This is a genomic window from Achromobacter sp. UBA5777, from assembly GCF_002418565.1.
GTDB classification, from domain to species: Bacteria; Pseudomonadota; Gammaproteobacteria; order Burkholderiales; family Burkholderiaceae_B; genus Achromobacter; species Achromobacter animicus.
Genome location: NZ_DIEJ01000281.1, coordinates 1 through 18,516 on the forward strand (window position 1 = coordinate 1; position 18,516 = coordinate 18,516).

Annotated in this window: 17 protein-coding genes; 7 read left to right on the plus strand and 10 right to left on the minus strand. The window is 64.7% G+C overall.

Annotated features, from left to right (window positions below; translation table 11 throughout):
* The coding region (locus B3446_RS24315) for a PLP-dependent aminotransferase family protein (RefSeq protein WP_291386256.1) at window positions 1-1,115 on the plus strand (1,115 nt) is incomplete at its 5' end.
* Window positions 1,116-1,136: 21 nt separating this feature from the next.
* On the opposite strand, the gene B3446_RS24320 is transcribed toward B3446_RS24315, so the two are convergent.
* The gene (locus B3446_RS24320) at window positions 1,137-1,616 is read right to left on the minus strand and encodes a carboxymuconolactone decarboxylase family protein (RefSeq protein WP_191577135.1); all 480 of its coding nucleotides are present in this window, start codon (window positions 1,614-1,616) and stop codon (window positions 1,137-1,139) included.
* A gap of 241 nt (window positions 1,617-1,857) precedes the next feature.
* On the opposite strand from B3446_RS24320, the gene chrA reads away from it, so the two are divergent.
* Complete coding sequence (chrA, locus tag B3446_RS24325; RefSeq protein ID WP_191577136.1) at window positions 1,858-3,114, plus strand: chromate efflux transporter; 1,257 nt, start codon at window positions 1,858-1,860, stop codon at window positions 3,112-3,114.
* On the opposite strand, the gene B3446_RS24330 is transcribed toward chrA, so the two are convergent.
* Window positions 3,111-4,316, minus strand: a complete 1,206-nt coding sequence (locus B3446_RS24330) for a multidrug effflux MFS transporter (RefSeq protein ID WP_191577137.1) — start codon at window positions 4,314-4,316, stop codon at window positions 3,111-3,113. The genes chrA and B3446_RS24330 overlap by 4 nt on opposite strands.
* Before the next feature lie 87 nt (window positions 4,317-4,403).
* On the opposite strand from B3446_RS24330, the gene B3446_RS24335 reads away from it, so the two are divergent.
* Both B3446_RS24335 and B3446_RS24340 read left to right on the plus strand, forming a co-directional pair.
* Entirely contained in the window at window positions 4,404-4,724 is a 321-nt protein-coding gene (locus B3446_RS24335) for a SelT/SelW/SelH family protein (protein WP_191577138.1), read from the plus strand.
* Window positions 4,725-4,874: 150 nt separating this feature from the next.
* Window positions 4,875-5,321: a carboxymuconolactone decarboxylase family protein gene (locus B3446_RS24340; RefSeq protein ID WP_191577139.1), complete on the plus strand. Its 447-nt coding sequence runs from the start codon at window positions 4,875-4,877 to the stop codon at window positions 5,319-5,321.
* A gap of 118 nt (window positions 5,322-5,439) precedes the next feature.
* Here B3446_RS24340 and B3446_RS24345 read toward each other — a convergent pair whose 3' ends face one another.
* The 4 genes from B3446_RS24345 to B3446_RS24360 all read right to left on the minus strand — a co-directional run bounded on the left by B3446_RS24345 (window position 5,440) and on the right by B3446_RS24360 (window position 8,788).
* On the minus strand, window positions 5,440-6,966 hold the full coding sequence (locus B3446_RS24345; RefSeq protein ID WP_191577140.1) for a tripartite tricarboxylate transporter permease: 1,527 nt from the start codon (window positions 6,964-6,966) through the stop codon (window positions 5,440-5,442).
* A 3-nt stretch (window positions 6,967-6,969) separates the two neighbouring features.
* A complete protein-coding gene (locus B3446_RS24350; RefSeq protein WP_291386262.1) occupies window positions 6,970-7,440 on the minus strand; it encodes a tripartite tricarboxylate transporter TctB family protein in 471 nt (156 codons plus the stop codon).
* Between the two features lie 236 nt (window positions 7,441-7,676).
* Window positions 7,677-8,156, minus strand: a complete 480-nt coding sequence (locus B3446_RS24355) for a DUF1348 family protein (RefSeq protein WP_291386264.1) — start codon at window positions 8,154-8,156, stop codon at window positions 7,677-7,679.
* 53 nt (window positions 8,157-8,209) lie between these two features.
* The gene (locus B3446_RS24360; RefSeq protein WP_291386266.1) at window positions 8,210-8,788 is read right to left on the minus strand and encodes a TetR/AcrR family transcriptional regulator; all 579 of its coding nucleotides are present in this window, start codon (window positions 8,786-8,788) and stop codon (window positions 8,210-8,212) included.
* A 331-nt stretch (window positions 8,789-9,119) separates the two neighbouring features.
* Between B3446_RS24360 and B3446_RS24365 the strand changes: the two genes are divergently transcribed.
* Entirely contained in the window at window positions 9,120-9,275 is a 156-nt protein-coding gene (locus B3446_RS24365) for a hypothetical protein (protein ID WP_175121543.1), read from the plus strand.
* A gap of 173 nt (window positions 9,276-9,448) precedes the next feature.
* Here the strand turns inward: B3446_RS24365 and B3446_RS24370 are convergent, their stop codons facing one another.
* The 3 genes from B3446_RS24370 to B3446_RS24380 form a co-directional block, all read right to left on the minus strand.
* Complete coding sequence (locus tag B3446_RS24370) at window positions 9,449-11,203, minus strand: GGDEF domain-containing protein (RefSeq protein WP_291386269.1); 1,755 nt, start codon at window positions 11,201-11,203, stop codon at window positions 9,449-9,451.
* A gap of 212 nt (window positions 11,204-11,415) precedes the next feature.
* Window positions 11,416-12,966 carry a sensor domain-containing diguanylate cyclase gene (locus tag B3446_RS24375; RefSeq protein WP_191577145.1) on the minus strand — a complete coding sequence of 517 codons (1,551 nt, stop codon included), beginning with the start codon at window positions 12,964-12,966 and terminating at the stop codon, window positions 11,416-11,418.
* Between the two features lie 112 nt (window positions 12,967-13,078).
* On the minus strand, window positions 13,079-14,197 hold the full coding sequence (locus tag B3446_RS24380) for a site-specific integrase (RefSeq protein WP_291386272.1): 1,119 nt from the start codon (window positions 14,195-14,197) through the stop codon (window positions 13,079-13,081).
* 218 nt (window positions 14,198-14,415) lie between these two features.
* Between B3446_RS24380 and poxB the strand changes: the two genes are divergently transcribed.
* Window positions 14,416-16,143: a ubiquinone-dependent pyruvate dehydrogenase gene (gene poxB / locus B3446_RS24385; protein WP_291386274.1), complete on the plus strand. Its 1,728-nt coding sequence runs from the start codon at window positions 14,416-14,418 to the stop codon at window positions 16,141-16,143.
* A gap of 341 nt (window positions 16,144-16,484) precedes the next feature.
* Window positions 16,485-17,543 (plus strand): DNA-binding protein, encoded by a 1,059-nt coding sequence (locus B3446_RS24390; RefSeq protein ID WP_291386275.1) that lies wholly within the window; start codon window positions 16,485-16,487, stop codon window positions 17,541-17,543.
* A gap of 180 nt (window positions 17,544-17,723) precedes the next feature.
* On the opposite strand, the gene B3446_RS24395 is transcribed toward B3446_RS24390, so the two are convergent.
* A complete protein-coding gene (locus tag B3446_RS24395) occupies window positions 17,724-18,392 on the minus strand; it encodes a response regulator transcription factor (protein WP_224776799.1) in 669 nt (222 codons plus the stop codon).
* Window positions 18,393-18,516: the final 124 nt, after the last annotated feature.

An 18,516-nucleotide genomic window follows, 5' to 3' on the forward strand; every position in this document is an offset into this window, starting at 1 on the left:
TGGTCGAAGATCGCTGGCCGCGGCCGGCCGCGCCGCTGCCATTCCAGATGGGGCTGCCCGCGCTAGACGCCTTTCCGCGCAAGATCTGGGCGCGGCTGGGCGCGCGGCATCTGCGCAGCATGCAGCCGCCCGACCTCGGCTACCCGGATCCCGCCGGCTTGCCTGGGCTGCGGACCGCCACGGCGGCTTACCTGCAGGTCGCGCGCGGCATCCAGTGCACGCCGCGCCAGGTGTTCATCACGTCGGGCTACAACAACACCATGCAGCTCATCATGCAGGCGCTCTTCAAGCCCGGCGATTCGGTCTGGGTGGAAGACCCCGGCTATCCGCCCACGCGGGTGCTGCTGGCGCAGGCCGGGATGCAGGCCGTGCCCGTGCGTGTGGACGCGGAAGGTTTGGTGGTGGAGGCGGGCATCGCGCAGGAGCCGCGGGCCCGGGCGGCCGTCGTGACGCCCGCGCATCAAAGTCCGCTGAGCCTGTCGCTGTCGCTGCCCCGGCGCCAGGCCTTGCTGGACTGGGCCGAACGCAATAGCGCGTGGATCGTGGAAGACGACTACGACGGCGAGTACCGCTACGTCGGCCGCCCGCTGCCCGCGCTGAAAAGTCTGGATCGGCAGGGCCGGGTGCTGTATTCGGGCACCTTCAGCAAGGTGCTGTTCCCGGGCATGCGGCTTGCCTATCTGGTTGTGCCCGATGAGCAGGTCCCGCGTTTCGAGCGCCTGTGCATGCTGCTGGCGGGCGGCGCGCCGGCATTGACGCAGGCGGTGTTGACGTCGTTCATCAACGAAGGCCATTTCGCGCGCCATATCCAGCGCATGCGCCGCCTGTACAGCGAACGGCGCCACGCCACGGCGGCAGCGTTGTCCGATGTGATGGGTTCCCGCTTGCGCATCGATTTGCAGCCGGGCGGCATGCACCTGGTGGCGCGCCTGGAAGGCCACCAGACCGATCGCGAGCTGGCGTCGCGCATGCTGCAGCACGGCCTGTATGCGCAAGCCTTGTCGCACTGGTCGGCGGCGCCCGATGCGCGCTCCGGCCTGCTCATGAGCTTCACCAACATCGTGTCGGCCGAGCAGGCGGAGCAACTGGCCCGCCGGATCCTGCAGCTCATGTGAACCGCAGACGCAAAACGCCGTTCAGTTCAGGCCGGCCTTATCCAGGCCATAAGCCTTGTCGGCAGATCCCGGCACCGTGCGGAAGGCAACATTAAGGCGGTTCCAGCCATTGATGCTGACCACCAGGAACGTCAGGTCCGACAGCTCGCTTTCCGAGAACTGCGCGCGCACCGATTCGTAGATGTCGTCCGGCACGCCATGCGGGGGCAGGGTGGTCAGGGCCTCGGTCCATGCCAGCGCAGCGCGTTCACGCGGCGAGAAAAGCGGCGATTCGCGCCAGATGGCGACGTGGTGCAGGCGCAGCGCGCGCTCGCCCTTGATCGTGGCTTCCTTCACATGCATATCCAGGCAGAATCCGCAGCCGTTGATCTGCGAGGCGCGGATATCGACCAGGTATCCCAGCTCCTGGACGATGGCCGTCTTCTTGAGCGCCATGCTGACGTCCAGGTATTTCTTGGACAGGACTTCGGACATCTGGAAGTAATTCAAACGTTGGCTCATGGACATACCTTTCTGATGCGATGGGGTTTGGGAGGTGACCGCTCCATGATGCGGCCGATTGGCCTACCGCTGAAGTGCCATGAATCCGCTTTTGGTATGGGCCATGATCCGCCGTGAGCAAGGTCCGGCAAGCGCCAATTCCTGACATTTATCCGATTGAATCCCGGCCGTGGCCCGGCTATAAGTTTGGAACTGGGGCCCGAAAGACATCGCCGCCCCGACCCCCAAGAAGCCCGAGCCGATGCCGCACCCATCCCCCCATGACGAACATGTCGACAGCAAGCCGGCCACCGGCGCGCGCGCCCAGACAGCCCGCGGATCCTGCCTTGAAGTGTTTCTGGTGTTCCTACGTCTGGGCTTGACGTCCTTTGGCGGTCCGGTCGCGCACCTGGGCTATTTCCGCACTGAGTTCGTCGACCGGCGACGCTGGCTCGACGACTACGCGTTTTCCGATCTGGTCGCGTTGTGCCAGTTTCTACCGGGTCCCGCCAGCAGCCAGGTCGGCATGGCGATCGGCCTGCGCCGGGCCGGCTGGGCCGGCATGCTGGCCGCGTGGATCGCATTCACGCTGCCGTCGGCGCTCGCGCTGATCGGCTTTGCCATGGGACTCGCCCACTATGGCTGGCTGTCCGAATCGGCCGCCATCCATGGCTTGAAGGTGGCGGCGGTCGCTATCGTGGCGCAGGCGGTCTGGGGCATGGGCAGATCGCTCTGTCCGGACAGGCCGCGCGCCGCGCTGGCTGTCGCCGCCGCATTGCTCACCGTGGTGCTGCCCACGGCGCTGGCCCAGATCGGGGCCGTCGTACTCGGCGCGGTGATAGGCGCTGCCTTCCTGCAATTGCCGCCCCGGCCCGTCCTGTCCAATGCATCGTCGGGCGTGCCGCGCGTGGCGGGTCTGGTGTCGCTGGGCCTGTTCGCCGCGTTGATGGCGGGGTTGCCATTGTGGGCGTTGCTGTCGGACGGGGCGCTGGCCAGCCAGATCGCCGGCTTCTACCGCGCCGGCGCCCTGGTCTTCGGCGGCGGGCACGTGGTGCTGCCGCTGCTCGAAACCGCGTCCGTCTCGTCCGGAATGGTCTCCAACGCGGAATTCCTGGCCGGATACGGCGCGGCGCAGGCCATGCCCGGCCCGTTGTTCACCTTCGCGGCGTTCCTGGGCGCCATGTCGTCCGGCCCCCTGTCCGGCTGGGCAGGCGGACTGACCCTGCTGTGCGTCATCTTCGTGCCCGGGGCCTTGTTGCTTGTGGCGGCACTCCCATTCTGGGATACGCTGCGCCGCCGGCCCGGCGTGCGCAACATGGTGGCCGGCGTGAATGCCAGCGTCGTCGGCATCCTGCTCGGCGCGCTGTACGACCCCGTCTGGACAAGCGCGATTCTCGGCAAGGCCGACTTCGGTCTGGCGTTGCTGCTGTTTGCGCTGCTGGTCTACGCCCGCTGGTCGCCGGTGTGGGTGGTGCTGCTGGCCGCCGTCAGCGGCTGGTCGCTGGGCTGGCTGGTCTAGCCATTGCGCACATCAAGCCGCCGGCCCAGGGCCGGCGACAACAGCAGCAATGGCGCCACAATCACCGCGCCAATCAAGGCCATGGCCGCCTGCGGCGCCATCCCGCTATCGAGCAAGACGGTCGCGATCACGGCCGACCCGCTCATCTGGAACAGCCCGTAGACCGCTGCAGCGGTGCCCGCCCGGTCCGCGAACGGTTCCAGCGCCAGACTCAACCCAGATCCCAACGCTAGCGAGAACCCCACAGTCAGCACCGCTACCGGGAGCATGAAGATCCAGGCGGAAAGCGGCGCCCACAGCCATGCCCCCAGATGCAGCGCCGACGCCAGCAGCAGTGCCGCCATGCCGACGCGCACCATGGTGTAGCGACCATACCGGGCGATGAACGCAGGCGCCAGGAAGAACGCGGCGATGTTGATGGCCGCATTGCCACCGAACCACGCCGAAAATCCCAGCTCTGAATAGCCGAGTTGCTGCACCAGCACGACCGGCGCGGCCGACACGAACACCAGGATCATGGCCATGCCCGCCATGCCGAAGCACGCGAAGTACAGGAACCTGCCGCTGGCAACGATGGGCGCATAGCGGGGCAGGCTGTACAGCGCGCCCGGGCGGTGGGCCGGCTTGGCCCGCGTCTCCTCGAAGCGCAGCGCAAGCAGCGCCGCCAACGCCAGCGCAAACACCGCCATGAACACGAACGTGCTGCGCCAGCCCGCATGGAGCGCCAGCATGCCGCCCACCATGGGCGCCAGGGCGGGCACCGTACACAGCGCGCCGTTCAGATAGCTATAGACGCGCGCGCCGACGGCCGGACTGAAGCAATCGCGGACGGCGGCAAACGCCACCAGCGACGCGGAACACGCGCCCAGTCCCTGCACAATGCGCGCGGCGTAGAACACTTCAAGCGAAGTCGCCGCGGCACCCAACGCGGAGCCCGCCAGATACGCCAGCGCGCCGCACAGCGCCACGGGCCGCCGGCCATACCGGTCGGCAAGCGGTCCGATCACGACCTGACCCAGACCGACCGCGAAGATGAACAGGGTGATGCTGGCCTGCAGCGCGCCGATGGACTCGTCAAACGCGTGCGCCATGGCGGGCAGGGAGGGCAGGTAGATGTCGATGGCCATCGGCGTAAGCGTGACCAGTCCCATCAAAAGACCGATCAGCCAGCGCTGGCCTCGGGGCGTCAAGGCAGACTTCATTGCAGGCTCTGGGCCCATTGCAGACCCGGGAAAACCCGACATTATCCATGATCGCGCACCACCGGGCTGGCGTAGAATGCCTTTCCCATGAACCCGCCCGCCTTGCGCCCTCGCATCGTCATCCTTTACTGCACGCAGTGCCAATGGCTGCTGCGCGCCGGGTGGATGGCGCAGGAACTGCTCTCCACCTTTTCGACCGATCTGGGCGAAGTGGCGCTGCAGCCCGGCACGGGCGGCATCTTCCAGATCACCTACAACGGCGATCTGATCTGGGACCGCAAGCGCGACGGTGGTTTTCCCGAAGCCAAAGTGCTGAAGCAGCGCGTGCGCGACCGCCTGGATCCAGGCCGCCCGCTCGGGCACATTGACGGGCACACCGCTGGCGACGCATCCGCAGCCCAACGCTGAAGCCGTCCACGGGACAAACTTGGGCCATGCGTTGGTGCTGGGGCGGCGCCCGCCATCTTGGATCAGTCAATACGTCAATTCTTGGACCTGTTGCACCGGCATCCGGAAGGGTAATGTTGCGGTCATCAACCACCGCAGCAAGGAACTGGAATGACCCGCCTGAACTGGCAAGAAACCGCACCCGATGGCGCGAAAGCACTCTTTGGCATTCACCACTACGTGACACAGCGCACCGCGCTTCCGGCGGAACTCGTGCATCTCGTATTCCTGCGCGTCTCGCAGATCAATGGCTGCGCGCACTGCATCGACCTGCACACCCGTGACCTGCGAAAAACCATGTCGGTCGACAAGATCACGTTGCTGCCCGTGTGGGACGAGGTGCACCACCTGTTCTCCGACCAGGAACGCGCCGCGTTGGCGTGGGCGGAGGAAGTGACCCGCGTCAGCGAAACGCACGCCTCAGACGAAGCCTACGCCGCCGCCTCGGCCGCGTTCGCACCCAAAGACCTGGTCGACCTCACGATCGCGATCGCTGCCATGAACGCATTCAATCGGTTGGGCGTTCCCTTCCGGGTTCCCGTCGCCGCCAAGGCGTAAAGGACCATAGGACGCCAGGCGCACGTGCGCGGCGTTCCAGGTCGTACAAGGCGAGCAAAAAAAGGCCGGTCCTTGAGAGACCGGCCAAAGCAGCACTACCCCGAAACTTGCCTTGTGGTTACGCAGCAGACTCCGCGTGCTTGAGCGCTTCGCGCGCCTTGCGTGCGCGCAGTGCCGACACCGCGAGCAACGCGATCAGTCCCACGCACGCCAGGATGAAGCCCAGGCTGATGGGCCGCGTCACGAAGATCGACAGCTCGCCACGCGACAGCAGCAGAGCGCGGCGGAAGTTTTCTTCCACCATCGGCCCGAGCACAAAGCCCAGCAGCAGCGGCGCCGGTTCGAACCGCAGCCGGATCAGCGCGTAACCCGCGGCGCCGAACAAGGTCACCATCCCCACGTCGAACAGGTTGTTGTTCGTGCTGTAGACCCCCACGCAGACAAAGAACAGCGCGGCAGGGAACAGATAACGGAAGGGAACGGTCAGCAGGCGCACCCACATGCCGATCAGCGGCAGGTTCAAGAGCAGCAGCAGCACGTTGCCGACCCAGAAGCTGGCGATCAGCCCCCAGAACATGTCGGCGTGCTCGATCATCATCTGCGGACCCGGCTGGATGCCGTGGATGATGAGCGCGCCCAGCATCAGCGCCATGACGGGGTCGCCAGGGATGCCGAGGCTCATCGTCGGAATGAAGCTGGTCTGCGTCGAGGCGCTGGTGGCCGCTTCCGGACCGGCGATGCCTTCGATGGCGCCGCGGCCGAAACGGCGCGGTTCCTTTGCAACCTTCTTTTCCGTCGCGTACGAAATGAACGACGCAATCGTCGGACCCGTACCGGGCAGGATGCCGAACGCCGCGCCGATCGCCGTGCCGCGCACCAGCGCGCCGCGCGATTGCTTGATGTCGCCGGCTTCCGGACGCATGGACTTCATGCTCACCTTCGCCGACGTGACCTTGCTGTCGCCGCCGATGCGGTTGATGTTCTTCAGGAAGTCGGCCACGCCGAACAGGCCCATGGCCAGCGCCACGATCTGCAGGCCGTCGGACAGTTCCAGGATGCCAAAGTGAAAGCGCATCGTGCCCGTGTTGACGTCCGTGCCCACCACGCCCAGCAGCAGGCCGACCACGACCATCGCCACACCCTTGATCGCCGATCCCTTGGCCAGCGTGGCGCCGGCCAGCAAGCCCAGCATCATCATCGAGAAGTACTCGGCCGGACCGAACTTGAACGCGACGTCAACCAGCAGCGGCGAGAACAGGATCATCGCCAGGATGCCGACGGACGCGCCGCAGAACGACGAGAACATCAGCATGAAAAGCGCCGAGCCGGCCTTGCCGTTGCGCGCCAGCGGATTGCCGTCCAGACACGCCACCGCATGCGACGCGGTGCCGGGCAGGTTCAACATGATCGACGTGATCCCGCCGCCGTATTGCGAGCCGTAGTAGATGCCGGACAGCATCACCAGCGCCGCGGTGGGCGTCATCGTGTAGGTCAGCGGCAGCAGGATGGAAATGGCGGCCAGCACGCCCATGCCCGGCAGCACGCCGATCAGGTTGCCCATGAACACGCCGAAGATGGCCCACATCAGGTTGTCCAGCGCGAACGCGACAGAGAACCCGTGCATCAGGTTATTGAAAATTTCCATGGATCAACCCCAGCGGAACAAAGGAAACTGGAGCTGCAGGGCCCAGGAAAAAACCGCCACGCCAAGCACCGTGACACCGGCGGCAAGGATGGCTGCACTGCGCCAGGTGTGCTGGCGATCGCCCATGGCAGAGATAAAGACCAGCACGAACGTCGCGGGCACCAGGCCGCCGAACTTGCCGATCAGAATGAAGGACAACAACCCGCCGATGATGCAGCCCCAGCCGCGCCACTCGGGCGGCGCCACTTCTTCGGCATCTTCCTCGGCAACCACGGGCGAGGTCGCCGTCTTGGCAATGACCAGTCCCAGAAGGACCAGCAGCACGCCCAGAATCGCGGGGAACATGCCAGGACCCATGCGATCAAGGCTGCCCAATGTGTAGGTTGACGCCTGCGCGATGGCGCCCAGGCCCAGCACGATCATCGTGCCCGCGGCCCACGCCTCGCGCCGTACGGCGCTGCTTTTTGATTGCATGGTCTTTTCCTCCCGTTGTTGTGCTTATGTCTGACTGCGGTCTGAACAAAAGCTGACACTGCAATGAATGCGGGAGTCTAAAAATCCAAACTTCCGTTCACCTTTCAAGGCTTGCGAAAGTTGCGCGAGGGTGTGCGTATCGCAACGAAACCGGGGGAAATCCCTAGGCTGTTTGCAGACGAAAAGCGGGCTTTGCACGCATGCGGATCACATGCGCGCATGAGCAATGATGGGCACTACAGGCCCAGCTCCGACAGTCCCGGATGATCGTCGGGACGCCGTCCCAGCGGCCAATGGAACTTGCGGTCCGCTTCCTTGATCGGCATGTCGTTGATGCACGCATAGCGGTTGAACATCAGGCCGTCTTCGTTGAACTCCCAGTTCTCGTTGCCATACGAACGGAACCAGTTGCCCGAATCGTCATGCCATTCGTAGGCATAGCGCACCGCAATGCGGTTGCCGTTGTAAGCCCACAGCTCCTTGATCAGGCGGTAGTCCAGCTCGCGCGCCCATTTGCGCGCCAGAAACGCACGCGCTTCCTCGCGGTTCGTTGCGAACTCGGCGCGGTTGCGCCAGTGCGTGTCCAGACTGTAGGCCAGCGAAACCTTGTCGGGATCGCGGCTGTTCCAGCCGTCTTCGGCCAGGCGGACCTTCTGGATGGCGCTTTCGTGCGTGAAGGGGGGGAGGGGCGGGCGGACTTCGGAGGTGGTCGTCATGGCAAGGGCCTCATGGACAGTGGGGTGGAAAAAAACGAGAGGAGGACGTGGACTCAACGGTCCGCGTCTAGTAGCGCCTGGGCGGCGCGTTCGGCGCTGTCGGTGATCGACGCATCGCCCGTGACCAAGGCCACGGCAATCGCGCCATCGATGAGCACGAGCAATTGCCGCGCGCGCTCATCGGCGTGCGGCAGGCCCGCGGCCTGCACTAGCGACAGCACGTGGGCAAGCAAACGTTCCTTGTGGCGCCGGGCAACCGCGAGGATCGGGCTGTCCGCGTCGCCGATTTCGCCGGCGGCGTTGATGAACGCGCAGCCGCGAAAGCCGTCCGACGCGAACCATTCGCGCAGCGCGTCGAAGATGGACAGAAGGCGCGCACGCGGCGAGGGCGCGCGGGTGGTGGCGTCGATGAACCACTGCATCCAGCGCTCGTCGCGGGCCGTCAGTGCAGCGGCAACCAGCGCTTCCTTCGTGCCGTAGTGGTTGTAGATGGTCTTGCGGGATACGCCAGAGGTCTTGACGATGAGGTCCATGCCGGTGGCATTGATGCCTCCGCCATAGATCAGATGTTCGGTGGCGCGCAGCAGCTTTTCATGCACGTCGGAAGCGGGGGTAAGGGCGGTGTCGGACATAAGGAGAATGATCGTTCTATCTGCGATGAGCAGATGGTAGAACGATCATTCTCCAAAGTCAATCACGTGCGGTCTTTCCTTCTTGCCAGCATCGTGCAGCTTCGCCTGCACGGCGCGAACGGCCAGCACTCGGTACTCCTGCTTGCTATTTCTGTCAACTTTGGGCTAAAATCTTTTATCTATCGGCAAAAAAACAATAAAACTGCTGATGCCTCTTCCCGGCGCCGCCTGCTTTCTGAATGCTCCCCCGCACCCGCGGCATTCATGGCCCGCCAGAATCTGTGCATGGTGCTCGGCGGGGGAAGCCATGTGCCTGTCCAGGAGCATGCTTATGACTCATCAATTGACTGCCAAGAAGGGAAGCTTCGAGATCCCCCCGCTGAATTGGAAAGCGCCCGAATCCAACAAGCAGTCCGACCGTCACGACGCGCCTTCCCGTAGCGCCGAGACCTCCAAGCAGGCCGACGTTTCACGCGTCAAGTCGTAATCCGGCAAGCGGGCAATCCGCTCTGCAGGTAGCAGTCGTCAGGTAATCCGCTGAGCGCATCGCCCATCGGCCCAGAAGTCGACCGGCCAATCCGCCGCCAAGCTTCTGGGCCGCTTAGCTTCTGGGCCGCTTAGCTTCTGGGCCACCGACTTTCCGGGCCGCCAGAAACGGTGTCATCCCAGCGTGCGTCGCTGGACCTGATTGCGCCCATTCAACTTCGCCAGATACAAGAGTTCGTCAGCGGCCCGGAAAAGGCCGCTGACGGATTCCGCATGGCTCCAGGATATGCATGCCACGCCGAAACTGGCCGTCAGACCAAACGTGGCGCCGCTTTCCGACGTGACGGTGCTCGCGCCGATGCTTGCACGCATCCGTTCCGCCATCTCCAGCGCCTGCTGCGCGCCGCGCGTGCGGCACAGCACGGCAAATTCCTCTCCGCCCACGCGCGCGACCACGTCCGACTGACGCCAGACTGTGCGGCATAGATCGGCCACGGCCTTCAGCGCCAAGTCGCCGCTCGCATGGCCGTACGTGTCATTGATGGTCTTGAAGTGGTCGATATCGAACAGGATGAAGGCCAGCATCGGCTGGCTTTCGTCCCAATGGGCGCACGCCGCCTCAAACCGCTTCTCGAAGGCGCGCCGGTTCAACAGTCCCGTCAGGTAGTCCGTCTCGGCGGTATGCGCCAGGTCTGCAATCAGCCGGTCGCGCTCCGTCTCCAGGCGCTTGCGCGCCGCGGCGTTTTCCTTCAACACGCGCAGCGCATTGAAGACCTCCTCGACTTCGCCGTGGTATTTACCCGGCGGAATCTTGGCCGGCGTCGACCCGCTGGCGATGGATCCGATGATGCGCGTGGCCAGTGCAAAAGGCTGGATCACGCGCTTGCGGAATTGCACCAGCGCCACGGCCAGCGCCGCCACGAGCAAGGCGGTCGCCGCCAGGGTCACGGCAAGCAACCGGGCCGCTGACATGCGGTGCGCGTCGATGTGACGTTCCATCTCGTCCAGCAGCACGTCGCGGAACTCGGTGATGGCGCCCATCATCGGCACATACGCCGCGGCCAGATCGCCAGTTGAGACAGAGGCTTCGTCCCACTGCCGCGATGCCTGCTCGCGCACATCGTCAAGGTAGGCCAGGCCTTCGCCAAAGTAGCGCGCTTCCATCCGCGCATACACCTCGGACGCCCGCACATCCGGATGTGTCGCCATCCGTGCCCTGATCAGCGCGTGCAACTCGTCGATCCTGCCGAGCACGCGTTCGATACGGAACTGTTCTTCGGCGGACAGCTGCCGGCGCCGGCTCAACGCGGGCGTGTAGGTGGAACCGAGCAGGCCGGCCTGTTCCCGCAGCTCGCTAGCCAGCAGCGCCAGCGTCAACAGGCTGGGCGCATTGGCTTCGCTGCGCATGACCAGCCCCGCGTTGGCGGCCAGGCTCGCCTGCCATTGCGGAATGATGCGCACCATGGCGCTGACCGCGTCCCACAGCATCTGGCCGGATCGCTGATCGCGCGAGGCGGCGATCAGTCGGTCGACGTCCTGGCGCGCTTCGGCGAGCGCCAGACGTATGCGTTGGATCTCGCCGCGCTTGGCTTTGCCGTGGGGGCCGCCATGCAGCGCCAGCAGCGCCTCGATCAGGCTGTCCGTGCGTGTCCGAGCCGCGGCCAGCGATGCCATGACCTCCGGCGGCACGGGCAGGGCAGATCCCAGCGCGGCGTTCATGGGACCGCGTTCGGCCGAGGCCCGCTCCATGACGCGGATCGTCGCGCGCACCGAGGCAAATGCCTGCCGCGCCTCCGACGCCGCGCCGTACGACTGCCAGTTCTGGTACAGCAGGATGCCGGCAAGCACCGACACCAGCAACAGCACGCCTACAGCCAGCGCGATGAAATGACGTTCCAGGGATTTTGGCGCGACGGCAGGGCGCAACATCTCGGCGTGCAGGTCCAGGCAAAGTCGAAGCTGCGCAGAATACTGTAATTGCCCCTGGCCATATTGGGGTTTTGGCAGATTCCGCCTGATTTCAATTTATGCTGGCAAGAATATTTCGCTGCAATGCGGTTAATTGCGGTTTTCTGCGAAACCTTGCGCCGGGCCATTCAACTGCGGCTTGGCGCCGACACGGCGGATTCCCCCGCCGAGGTTCACGCCTCGTGCATGACGACGCGATTGCGCCCCTGCTGCTTGGCCACGTACAACGCCGCGTCGGCCGCCCGGAACGTCTCATCCACGTCCGGCCCCGTCGACGGCCACTGGGCCACGCCCGCCGATACCGTCACGCGGTTGGCGCCGTGCAATGGCCGTTCTGCAATATGCGCCCGCAGCCGCTCGGCCACATTCACCGCCTCCCGCGCCGCCACGCCGGGCAACAGGATCAGGAACTCTTCTCCGCCATTGCGGCACAGCACGTCCGACGGCCGCGAACATTCACGCATGATCTGCGCCATATCGCGAATCACCTCGTCGCCAACGTTATGACCATAGGTGTCGTTGATGCGCTTGAAATGATCGATATCCAGCGCCACCACCGAAAACGGCGTGCTGCCGGCCTGCATCTGGTCCACCGCGTCCTGCGTGCCGCGTCGGTTGCGCAGCCCGGTCAGCGGGTCCGTGATGCTTGCCAGGTTCAGTTTGCCGATCTTGTCCTGCAGGCTCGTGAAGCTGGCCATCACGGCGCGCTTGAGCCGTTCTGCCTCGAAGTACCAGGCCTTCACCGACTGCACGCGCTGCATCGCCACGGATACGTCCTGATGCTCCACGTTCGTGGCCAGTTGCGACAGCGGCAGCGAAATCATGCGGGCGCACCACCAGATGGCCAGCAGGAACGCAACCGCCAGCGGCGCGGCATATCCCAGCAATGCCCAGATCAGGTCGTGGATCGGTTCCAGCGTGACCTGGGCGGGGCGCTGCGCCACCACGCCCCAGCCGCTGATGGGCACCGGCGCGTACCCGGCCAGCATGTCGACGCCCTTGGTATTGATGACGCGCATCGCGCCCGCATTGCCCTTAATCACCGAGGCGACCACCGGATTCGTCAGCACGGTTTCGCCGACACGTGCGGGATCGGTGTGATAGAGAAGCTGTCCGTCGCCGTCGACCACATACAGATACGATCCGTCGTGGTAGTGATGCTTGCCCAGCAGCTCGTTCAACGCGCTTTCGTTACGCAGGTAGATCGTGCCCCCGACGTACCCCATGTAGGCGCCGTCGTTCGAAAAGATCGGGTGCGTGACGTTGATCAGCAGATTGCCCGCGATGGACACGTACGGCTTGCTTATCATGGGCTGGCGTTTGCTCAAGGCGGCGCGGCTGCCGGGGCTGTCGACCTGCACGCCCAGAAAGTTTCGGAAGGACGCCGTGGTGGCCAGGATGGTGCCGTCCGCGCCCACCACGCCCACCGAGTTGAAACTGTCCGTCTGTTGCTGCACGCGCATCACTTCGGCGGCCAGGCGCTCAGGCGATTCCATCATGTCGGGCATGTGCCGGGCGCTGTATCCCAGCTGCTGCTGCGCCGATCGCAGAAAACTGGACGCGCCTTCGGCCAGCTTCGTCGCGTAGACGCGGTTCGATTCGAGCGTGTTCTCGATCAATTGCTCCCGTTGCACGCGATAGCTTGCATACAGGGCATTGGCCGTGGCGGCGATGGCGCTGAAGACGGTAAGCGCAAGCACAAGCCCGCGAAGATTGATTTGCATGGGATCGGAACGGGCAGGGGACGAGCCGGGCATCCGGGCGCTTGCCTTGGATTCGAAGGATATCGGTCGGGATGAGGGCCGGAGCGCGGTGATTGTAAGGTCACCGCCACCATTACGGCAGGTTGCGCGGATCCTGTAGGTCTGGGGCCGGCGGGTCGTCCAGCAGGCGTGCGGCGGGCGATTGCGCCGCCGCGCCGGCCCGGAAGTATCCCATCACCGTCGCCACACTGGCGTGGCCAGTCATGGCCATGGTGTCGCCCAGGGGCACGTTGCGCCGACCGGCTTCTGTCACAAACCCCGAGCGCAGGCTGTGCGCCGAAAACGCGCCGTCCAGCCCTGCCAGCCGGCTGCGTTCCAGCACGATATCGCGCACGGCCGCAGCCGCCAGCGGCTCGCCCACGACATCGCCGCGCCGGACCCGCCTGAAGATCGGCCCTTGCTGCAGGCCGCTGGCTGCCAGCCAGTCGGCCAGCGCCTCGGCGGCCTTGCCCAGGATCGGCTTCTGATCCTGCGCCCGGACGGCGCCCGTCTGGTTGGTTTTGGAATGCGCCATCGTATAAAGATAGCCATCGCCCGTGCGGCGGGTGTTTTCCATCGTGGCGCGCACCACCTCCGACCGGCGGCGGCCGCCGCTGGCCCAGGCGAACAACAGCAGCGCACGGTCCCGCTTGCCGCGCAACGAGTCGTCACAGGTGTCCAGCATGGCCTCAAGCGGTTCGCGCGTCAGCGCCTCCTTGCGGGCGGGCGCCACACCGCGGCGGGCATAGGCCCGACGGGTCTTGGACACCAGCTCCCGCACAGCGGCGCCGCGACAGGGGTTCGGATGCCCCAGCAATTCATGCGCCTTCGAGAGCACGGACAAGCGCTGCAGCAGCGTGTTCAGGCTCGGCGCGCCAAGCTTGCCTTTCGCCTTCAGCCGCACCAGTTCCCGGTCCAGCGCCAGCGGCAGCTCCCACTCCAGGCCGGTCCCGGAAGACCGTTGCGCATGGTCCACCACGAATTGAATGACCGCGGCCTCGGACACGGGCAAGGCGAAAGCCTGGCCATACCGCAACCCGAACCACGCCGACCAGTATCGGATCGCCGCGCGGTAACTTGATGCCGTGTTGGCTGAACTGCCTTCGCGCAGCAGGTCGCGCACGGCGGCGTCGGCGTGGCTGTCGAGCATATCCGGATCCAGCGGCGCCAAGACGGCTGTCAGCGCCGGGGCCATGCCAGGCAAATCATTCATGTTTCCGCGCGCACGGCAATTGGCCGTCCCTTTGGTTTTGGTAATAAAACAGTCGAACAATCCCGTCATGTTAGCCGGTGAGCGTCGCGCTACCGGCGTCCGGCCGTTGCGCATGGCGCCGGGCGCGGTGCTACGATTTCCGCACGCAAGTCAACTTCCGACGCTAGGGCAAACCGTAGCGGTAAGTGTCCCGGCGGCGTTCCTTCAAGGAGCATTCCATGGCCGCGACCGTCGCAGACTATCTTGTCAAAGTGCTTGCCGAAGTTGGCGTCCGCCGCATCTGGGGCGTGACGGGCGACAGCCTCAATGGACTGAACGACAGCCTTCGCAGGATGGGCCGGATCGAGTGGATGCACACCCGCCACGAAGAGACCGCGGCTTTTGCCGCCGGCGCCGAGGCTGCCATCACCGGCACGCTGGCGGTATGCGCCGGCAGTTGCGGACCCGGCAATCTGCACCTGATCAATGGCCTGTTCGACTGCCAGCGCAGCCGCGTCCCCGTGCTGGCCATCGCCGCCCACATTCCGTCGTCGGAAATCGGGTTGGGGTATTTCCAGGAAACCCATCCGCAGGACCTGTTCAAGGAATGCGCCGAATTCGTCGAGCTTGTCTCCAACCCGGCGCAACTTCCGGGCATACTGGCCCGCGCCATCAATACGGCGGTCGGCAGGCAAGGCGTGTCGGTCCTGGTGATACCCGGCGACGTGGCGCTCGCTGCAGCGCCTTCGGACGTGCCGGCCTCGTGGCCGCTGCCTCCCGCGCCTCCTCACATCCGCCCGGACGCGACGGCGGTGAAGGAGCTGGCCCAGTTGCTGAACGGGGCAGGGAAAGTGTCGATCCTGGCCGGTAGCGGCTGCGCCGGCAGCCACGATGCGGTGATCGCGCTGGCCCAGCGGCTCAAGGCTCCTGTGATCCATGCGTTGCGCGGCAAAGAGCACGTCGAATGGGACAACCCTTGCGACGTCGGCATGACCGGCTTCATCGGCTTTTCTTCCGGTTACCACGCAATGGAGAATGCCGACCTGCTGCTGATGCTGGGCACGGACTTTCCGTATCGCCCGTTCTATCCCAAACACGCAAAGATCGTGCAGGTCGATCGGGATCCGAGCGCCCTGGGCCGGCGCGCGCCGCTGACGTTGGGTATTGCTGGCGACGTGGGCGAGACCATCGCCGCGCTGCTCGAGCAACTGGATGAGCGCCAGGACAGCGCCTTCCTCGACGCCGCGCTTCGGCACTACAGGGACTCCCGCAAAGAGCTCGACAACCTGGCCGCTCCCGCGCCCGCCGGCCGTCCGCTGCATCCCCAATATCTGGCCCGGCGCATCAACGAATTGGCCGATGACGACGCCATCTTCGCGGCGGAAGTCGGTTCGCCCACCGTCTGGGCGGCAAGATATCTCACCATGAACGGCAAGCGCCGCTTGCTGGGTTCCTTCAACCACGGCTCCATGGCCAACGCGATGCTCCAGGCGATCGGCGCGCAGGCAGCGGCGCCCGGCCGGCAGGTGATTTCCATGTCCGGCGATGGCGGGTTCACGATGATGATGGGAGACTTTCTGTCGCTGTCGCAGTTGCAGCTCCCCGTGAAGATCGTCGTGTTCAACAACGGCTCGCTCGGCTTCGTCTCCATGGAAATGAAAGCGGCCGGGTTCCTGGATACCGGCACCGACCTGCAAAACCCCAATTTCGCCGCCATGGCCGAAGCGGTCGGCGTACGGGGCATCCGGGTGGAATCGTCTGAATTCCTGGATGCGGCGCTGCAGGAAGCGCTTGCCCATCCCGGCCCGGTGCTGGTGGATGTGTTGACCTCGTCGCAAGAATTGATCGTCCCGCCCAAGATAAAGCTCGAACAGGCAAAGGGATTTGGGCTGTACATGCTGAAGGCCATCATGAACGGCAGGGGTGACGAGGTAATCGAACTGGCGAGGACAAATCTGGGGCGTTGAGGTGAACCGAGCGGGTGACATTCTGGCGACGGGCGCGGCGCGCCAGCCGTTTGGGTCTTTTGCGGAGTCGTGAGGGAAGGGGGCAGCAGCCTCCTGCCCGCGTCTGTTTTTTGTTTTGCTCAGCGACTAACCGAATTCCACCGAATATTTGCGGCCGAAGCGTCTCGAAGAGCGCGGACGTCCTGCTGACTTGCGCGCTAGCGGCATGTACACATATCTTTCGACTTGAATGTACGAAATCATACGTACGATGTAAGATATACAACATCAGATACCGATAGCTCGCGATAAGGTTCCATTATCGTGACTAATTCGACCGCCTAACTCGACAAAACATCATCATGGCCACTGGAATCACCGAATCGGATGTCTGGACCGCGGCAGACGCGCTGTTGCTAGAAGGCGCCCGGCCCACGATCGAGCGGGTGCGGCAGAAGATCGGCCGGGGCTCTCCCAACACGGTCAGCCCGCATCTCGAAACCTGGTTTCGCGCCCTTGGCGCACGCATCCAGGATCCCGGCGCTTTCGCTGCACCGCCTGCCGTGCCGGATCCAATTGCACAAGCGGCGACGCATTTTTGGGAAGCGGCGCTGGCTGCGGCCAGGGCAGAACAGGCCCAGGCTTATCAGGAGCGATGGGAAGAGCTGGCACGGGAAGGGGAACGGTTTGCGGCGCAAGCCGAGCAGCTGGAACAGCGCGAAGCGCAATTGCTTGAGCGCGAGCGCGACCTGCAGGAAGCCTTAAAAGTCGCCACGGCCCAACTGGCAACCACGGAAGCCCGCCTGCAAGCGGCAGAAGCGCAATTGCGCCAGCGAGACAAGGCACTGGCCGTCTCGCAGGACAGCCTGGAGGACGCCCGTGGCGCCAACAAGGCGCTGTTGGCTGACGCCGAACAGGATCGCGACCGCCACGCACAGGCGATTGCGGCTCTAGAAGCGCGCCACGCCACCCACGAACGGCGATGGCTCAACGAACTGGATGCGGAGCGAGGGAGCGTAAAGCGCCTGCAAACGCGCCTGGATGCGTCGCTGTCCGCCGCCCAGCAACAGGCAGATCAACTGCGCGAATCGCTCGCTGCGTCCCAAGCGCAACTTCGCGCGTCCGAACAGCAGGCAGCCGCCTTGCAGGCGCAGGGGTTGGCCGACCAGCGCCTGCAACAAACCGAAGCCGTCGCCGCGGCCAATGCGCTACAGGCCAGTCAGGCGCGCGAATCCGAACTGGCGCAACGCCTGGCCACGGCATCCGCACAGGTGAATGATCTGTTGGCGCAATTGAAGTCGCGGGACGCCCAGTTCGGTGACTTGGCGAGCCGCTTGTTGGCAATCCAGGAAACGCCAAGGCCCGCGCAGTCTTTGCAGCAAGAGGATCCGGAAGTGGCGGCGCGTCCTGAAGGACGGTGATTCAACGCGTGGTGGATGGCGCGGGGGATCTCGTATTTTTCGATTAGAGCAGCGTGCTGAGCTGGATGCGACGACGGCGGCCATCGCCAAGCTCACGCGACGGAGATGCATGGCCGTGCGAAAGATCCCGAAAAAGATGCCCCGAAAGCCGAAACTTCCGGGGCACTGCGTTCTCAACTTTCAGGAAAAACCTTGCTCATCCGCGTACCGGAGCAGTTCGGCGTTGGTCTCGATGTTCAGCTTGCGCATCGCCGACTGTTTTTGCGTGCCAATCGTTGCCACTGAACGATGAAGGCGCCGCGCGATCTCGGTAACGGATAGGCCCTGCGCAAACATCCGGACCACCTCCAGCTCTTTCGGCGACAAGCCCTTTCCCTTTCCGGCACGTCCCATGGTCACGTCGTTCTGGCTGAGCCGCTGGCTGATGCTGTGCGACAGGATCGGCCCGCTTTCGCTCAGCGCGCGCACGCAGATGGACACCAGCTCATCGATCGGCTCTTCCTTGCTGACGATCCCCGCTACGCCTACCTGGCGAAGCTGGTTCAGGATGCCGCTGTTGGACAACATCGTGAAGACCACGATGGGAATTTCCGGGAACAGGCGCTGCAACCGCTCAATCAGCCGCAAGCCGTCTTCGTCCGCAGACCGGGCGGCCATTGAAAAGTCGGTGACGATGAGATGGCAGGGATGATCCTGCACGGCCGTGACGAGTTCGAGACCCGAGCGAGCCGTGGCCACCACCGTGAAGCCGGGCACTTCGTTCAGGGAATCCGCGAGCGCGAGGGAGATGATGGGATGGTCGTCGGCGACGATGATCCGAACATCCTGATCGGACGAAAGCTTCATCATGGTCCCGCCATCGCGTTGATGATCGACTGCGCCTGGTAATCCCGGGTGTCCGGATTGCGACACGGCACGGGGAAGCCGGTCCGTGGCTGGCCCCGCCAGGCTGAGAGCGCCAGGAATTTCGGTA

Excerpts from the sequence above, each read along its gene's own strand:
- B3446_RS24320 (WP_191577135.1), bottom strand. The coding sequence starts at position 1,616 with ATGAGCCAACGTTTGAATTACTTCCAGATGTCCGAAGTCCTGTCCAAG.
- chrA (WP_191577136.1), top strand. The coding sequence starts at position 1,858 with ATGCCGCACCCATCCCCCCATGACGAACATGTCGACAGCAAGCCGGCC.
- B3446_RS24330 (WP_191577137.1), bottom strand. The coding sequence starts at position 4,316 with ATGAAGTCTGCCTTGACGCCCCGAGGCCAGCGCTGGCTGATCGGTCTT.
- B3446_RS24335 (WP_191577138.1), top strand. The coding sequence starts at position 4,404 with ATGAACCCGCCCGCCTTGCGCCCTCGCATCGTCATCCTTTACTGCACG.
- B3446_RS24340 (WP_191577139.1), top strand. The coding sequence starts at position 4,875 with ATGACCCGCCTGAACTGGCAAGAAACCGCACCCGATGGCGCGAAAGCA.
- B3446_RS24345 (WP_191577140.1), bottom strand. The coding sequence starts at position 6,966 with ATGGAAATTTTCAATAACCTGATGCACGGGTTCTCTGTCGCGTTCGCG.
- B3446_RS24350 (WP_291386262.1), bottom strand. The coding sequence starts at position 7,440 with ATGCAATCAAAAAGCAGCGCCGTACGGCGCGAGGCGTGGGCCGCGGGC.
- B3446_RS24355 (WP_291386264.1), bottom strand. The coding sequence starts at position 8,156 with ATGACGACCACCTCCGAAGTCCGCCCGCCCCTCCCCCCCTTCACGCAC.
- B3446_RS24360 (WP_291386266.1), bottom strand. The coding sequence starts at position 8,788 with ATGTCCGACACCGCCCTTACCCCCGCTTCCGACGTGCATGAAAAGCTG.
- B3446_RS24365 (WP_175121543.1), top strand. The coding sequence starts at position 9,120 with ATGACTCATCAATTGACTGCCAAGAAGGGAAGCTTCGAGATCCCCCCG.
- B3446_RS24370 (WP_291386269.1), bottom strand. The coding sequence starts at position 11,203 with ATGTTGCGCCCTGCCGTCGCGCCAAAATCCCTGGAACGTCATTTCATC.
- B3446_RS24375 (WP_191577145.1), bottom strand. The coding sequence starts at position 12,966 with ATGCAAATCAATCTTCGCGGGCTTGTGCTTGCGCTTACCGTCTTCAGC.
- B3446_RS24380 (WP_291386272.1), bottom strand. The coding sequence starts at position 14,197 with ATGAATGATTTGCCTGGCATGGCCCCGGCGCTGACAGCCGTCTTGGCG.
- poxB (WP_291386274.1), top strand. The coding sequence starts at position 14,416 with ATGGCCGCGACCGTCGCAGACTATCTTGTCAAAGTGCTTGCCGAAGTT.
- B3446_RS24390 (WP_291386275.1), top strand. The coding sequence starts at position 16,485 with ATGGCCACTGGAATCACCGAATCGGATGTCTGGACCGCGGCAGACGCG.
- B3446_RS24395 (WP_224776799.1), bottom strand. The coding sequence starts at position 18,392 with ATGATGAAGCTTTCGTCCGATCAGGATGTTCGGATCATCGTCGCCGAC.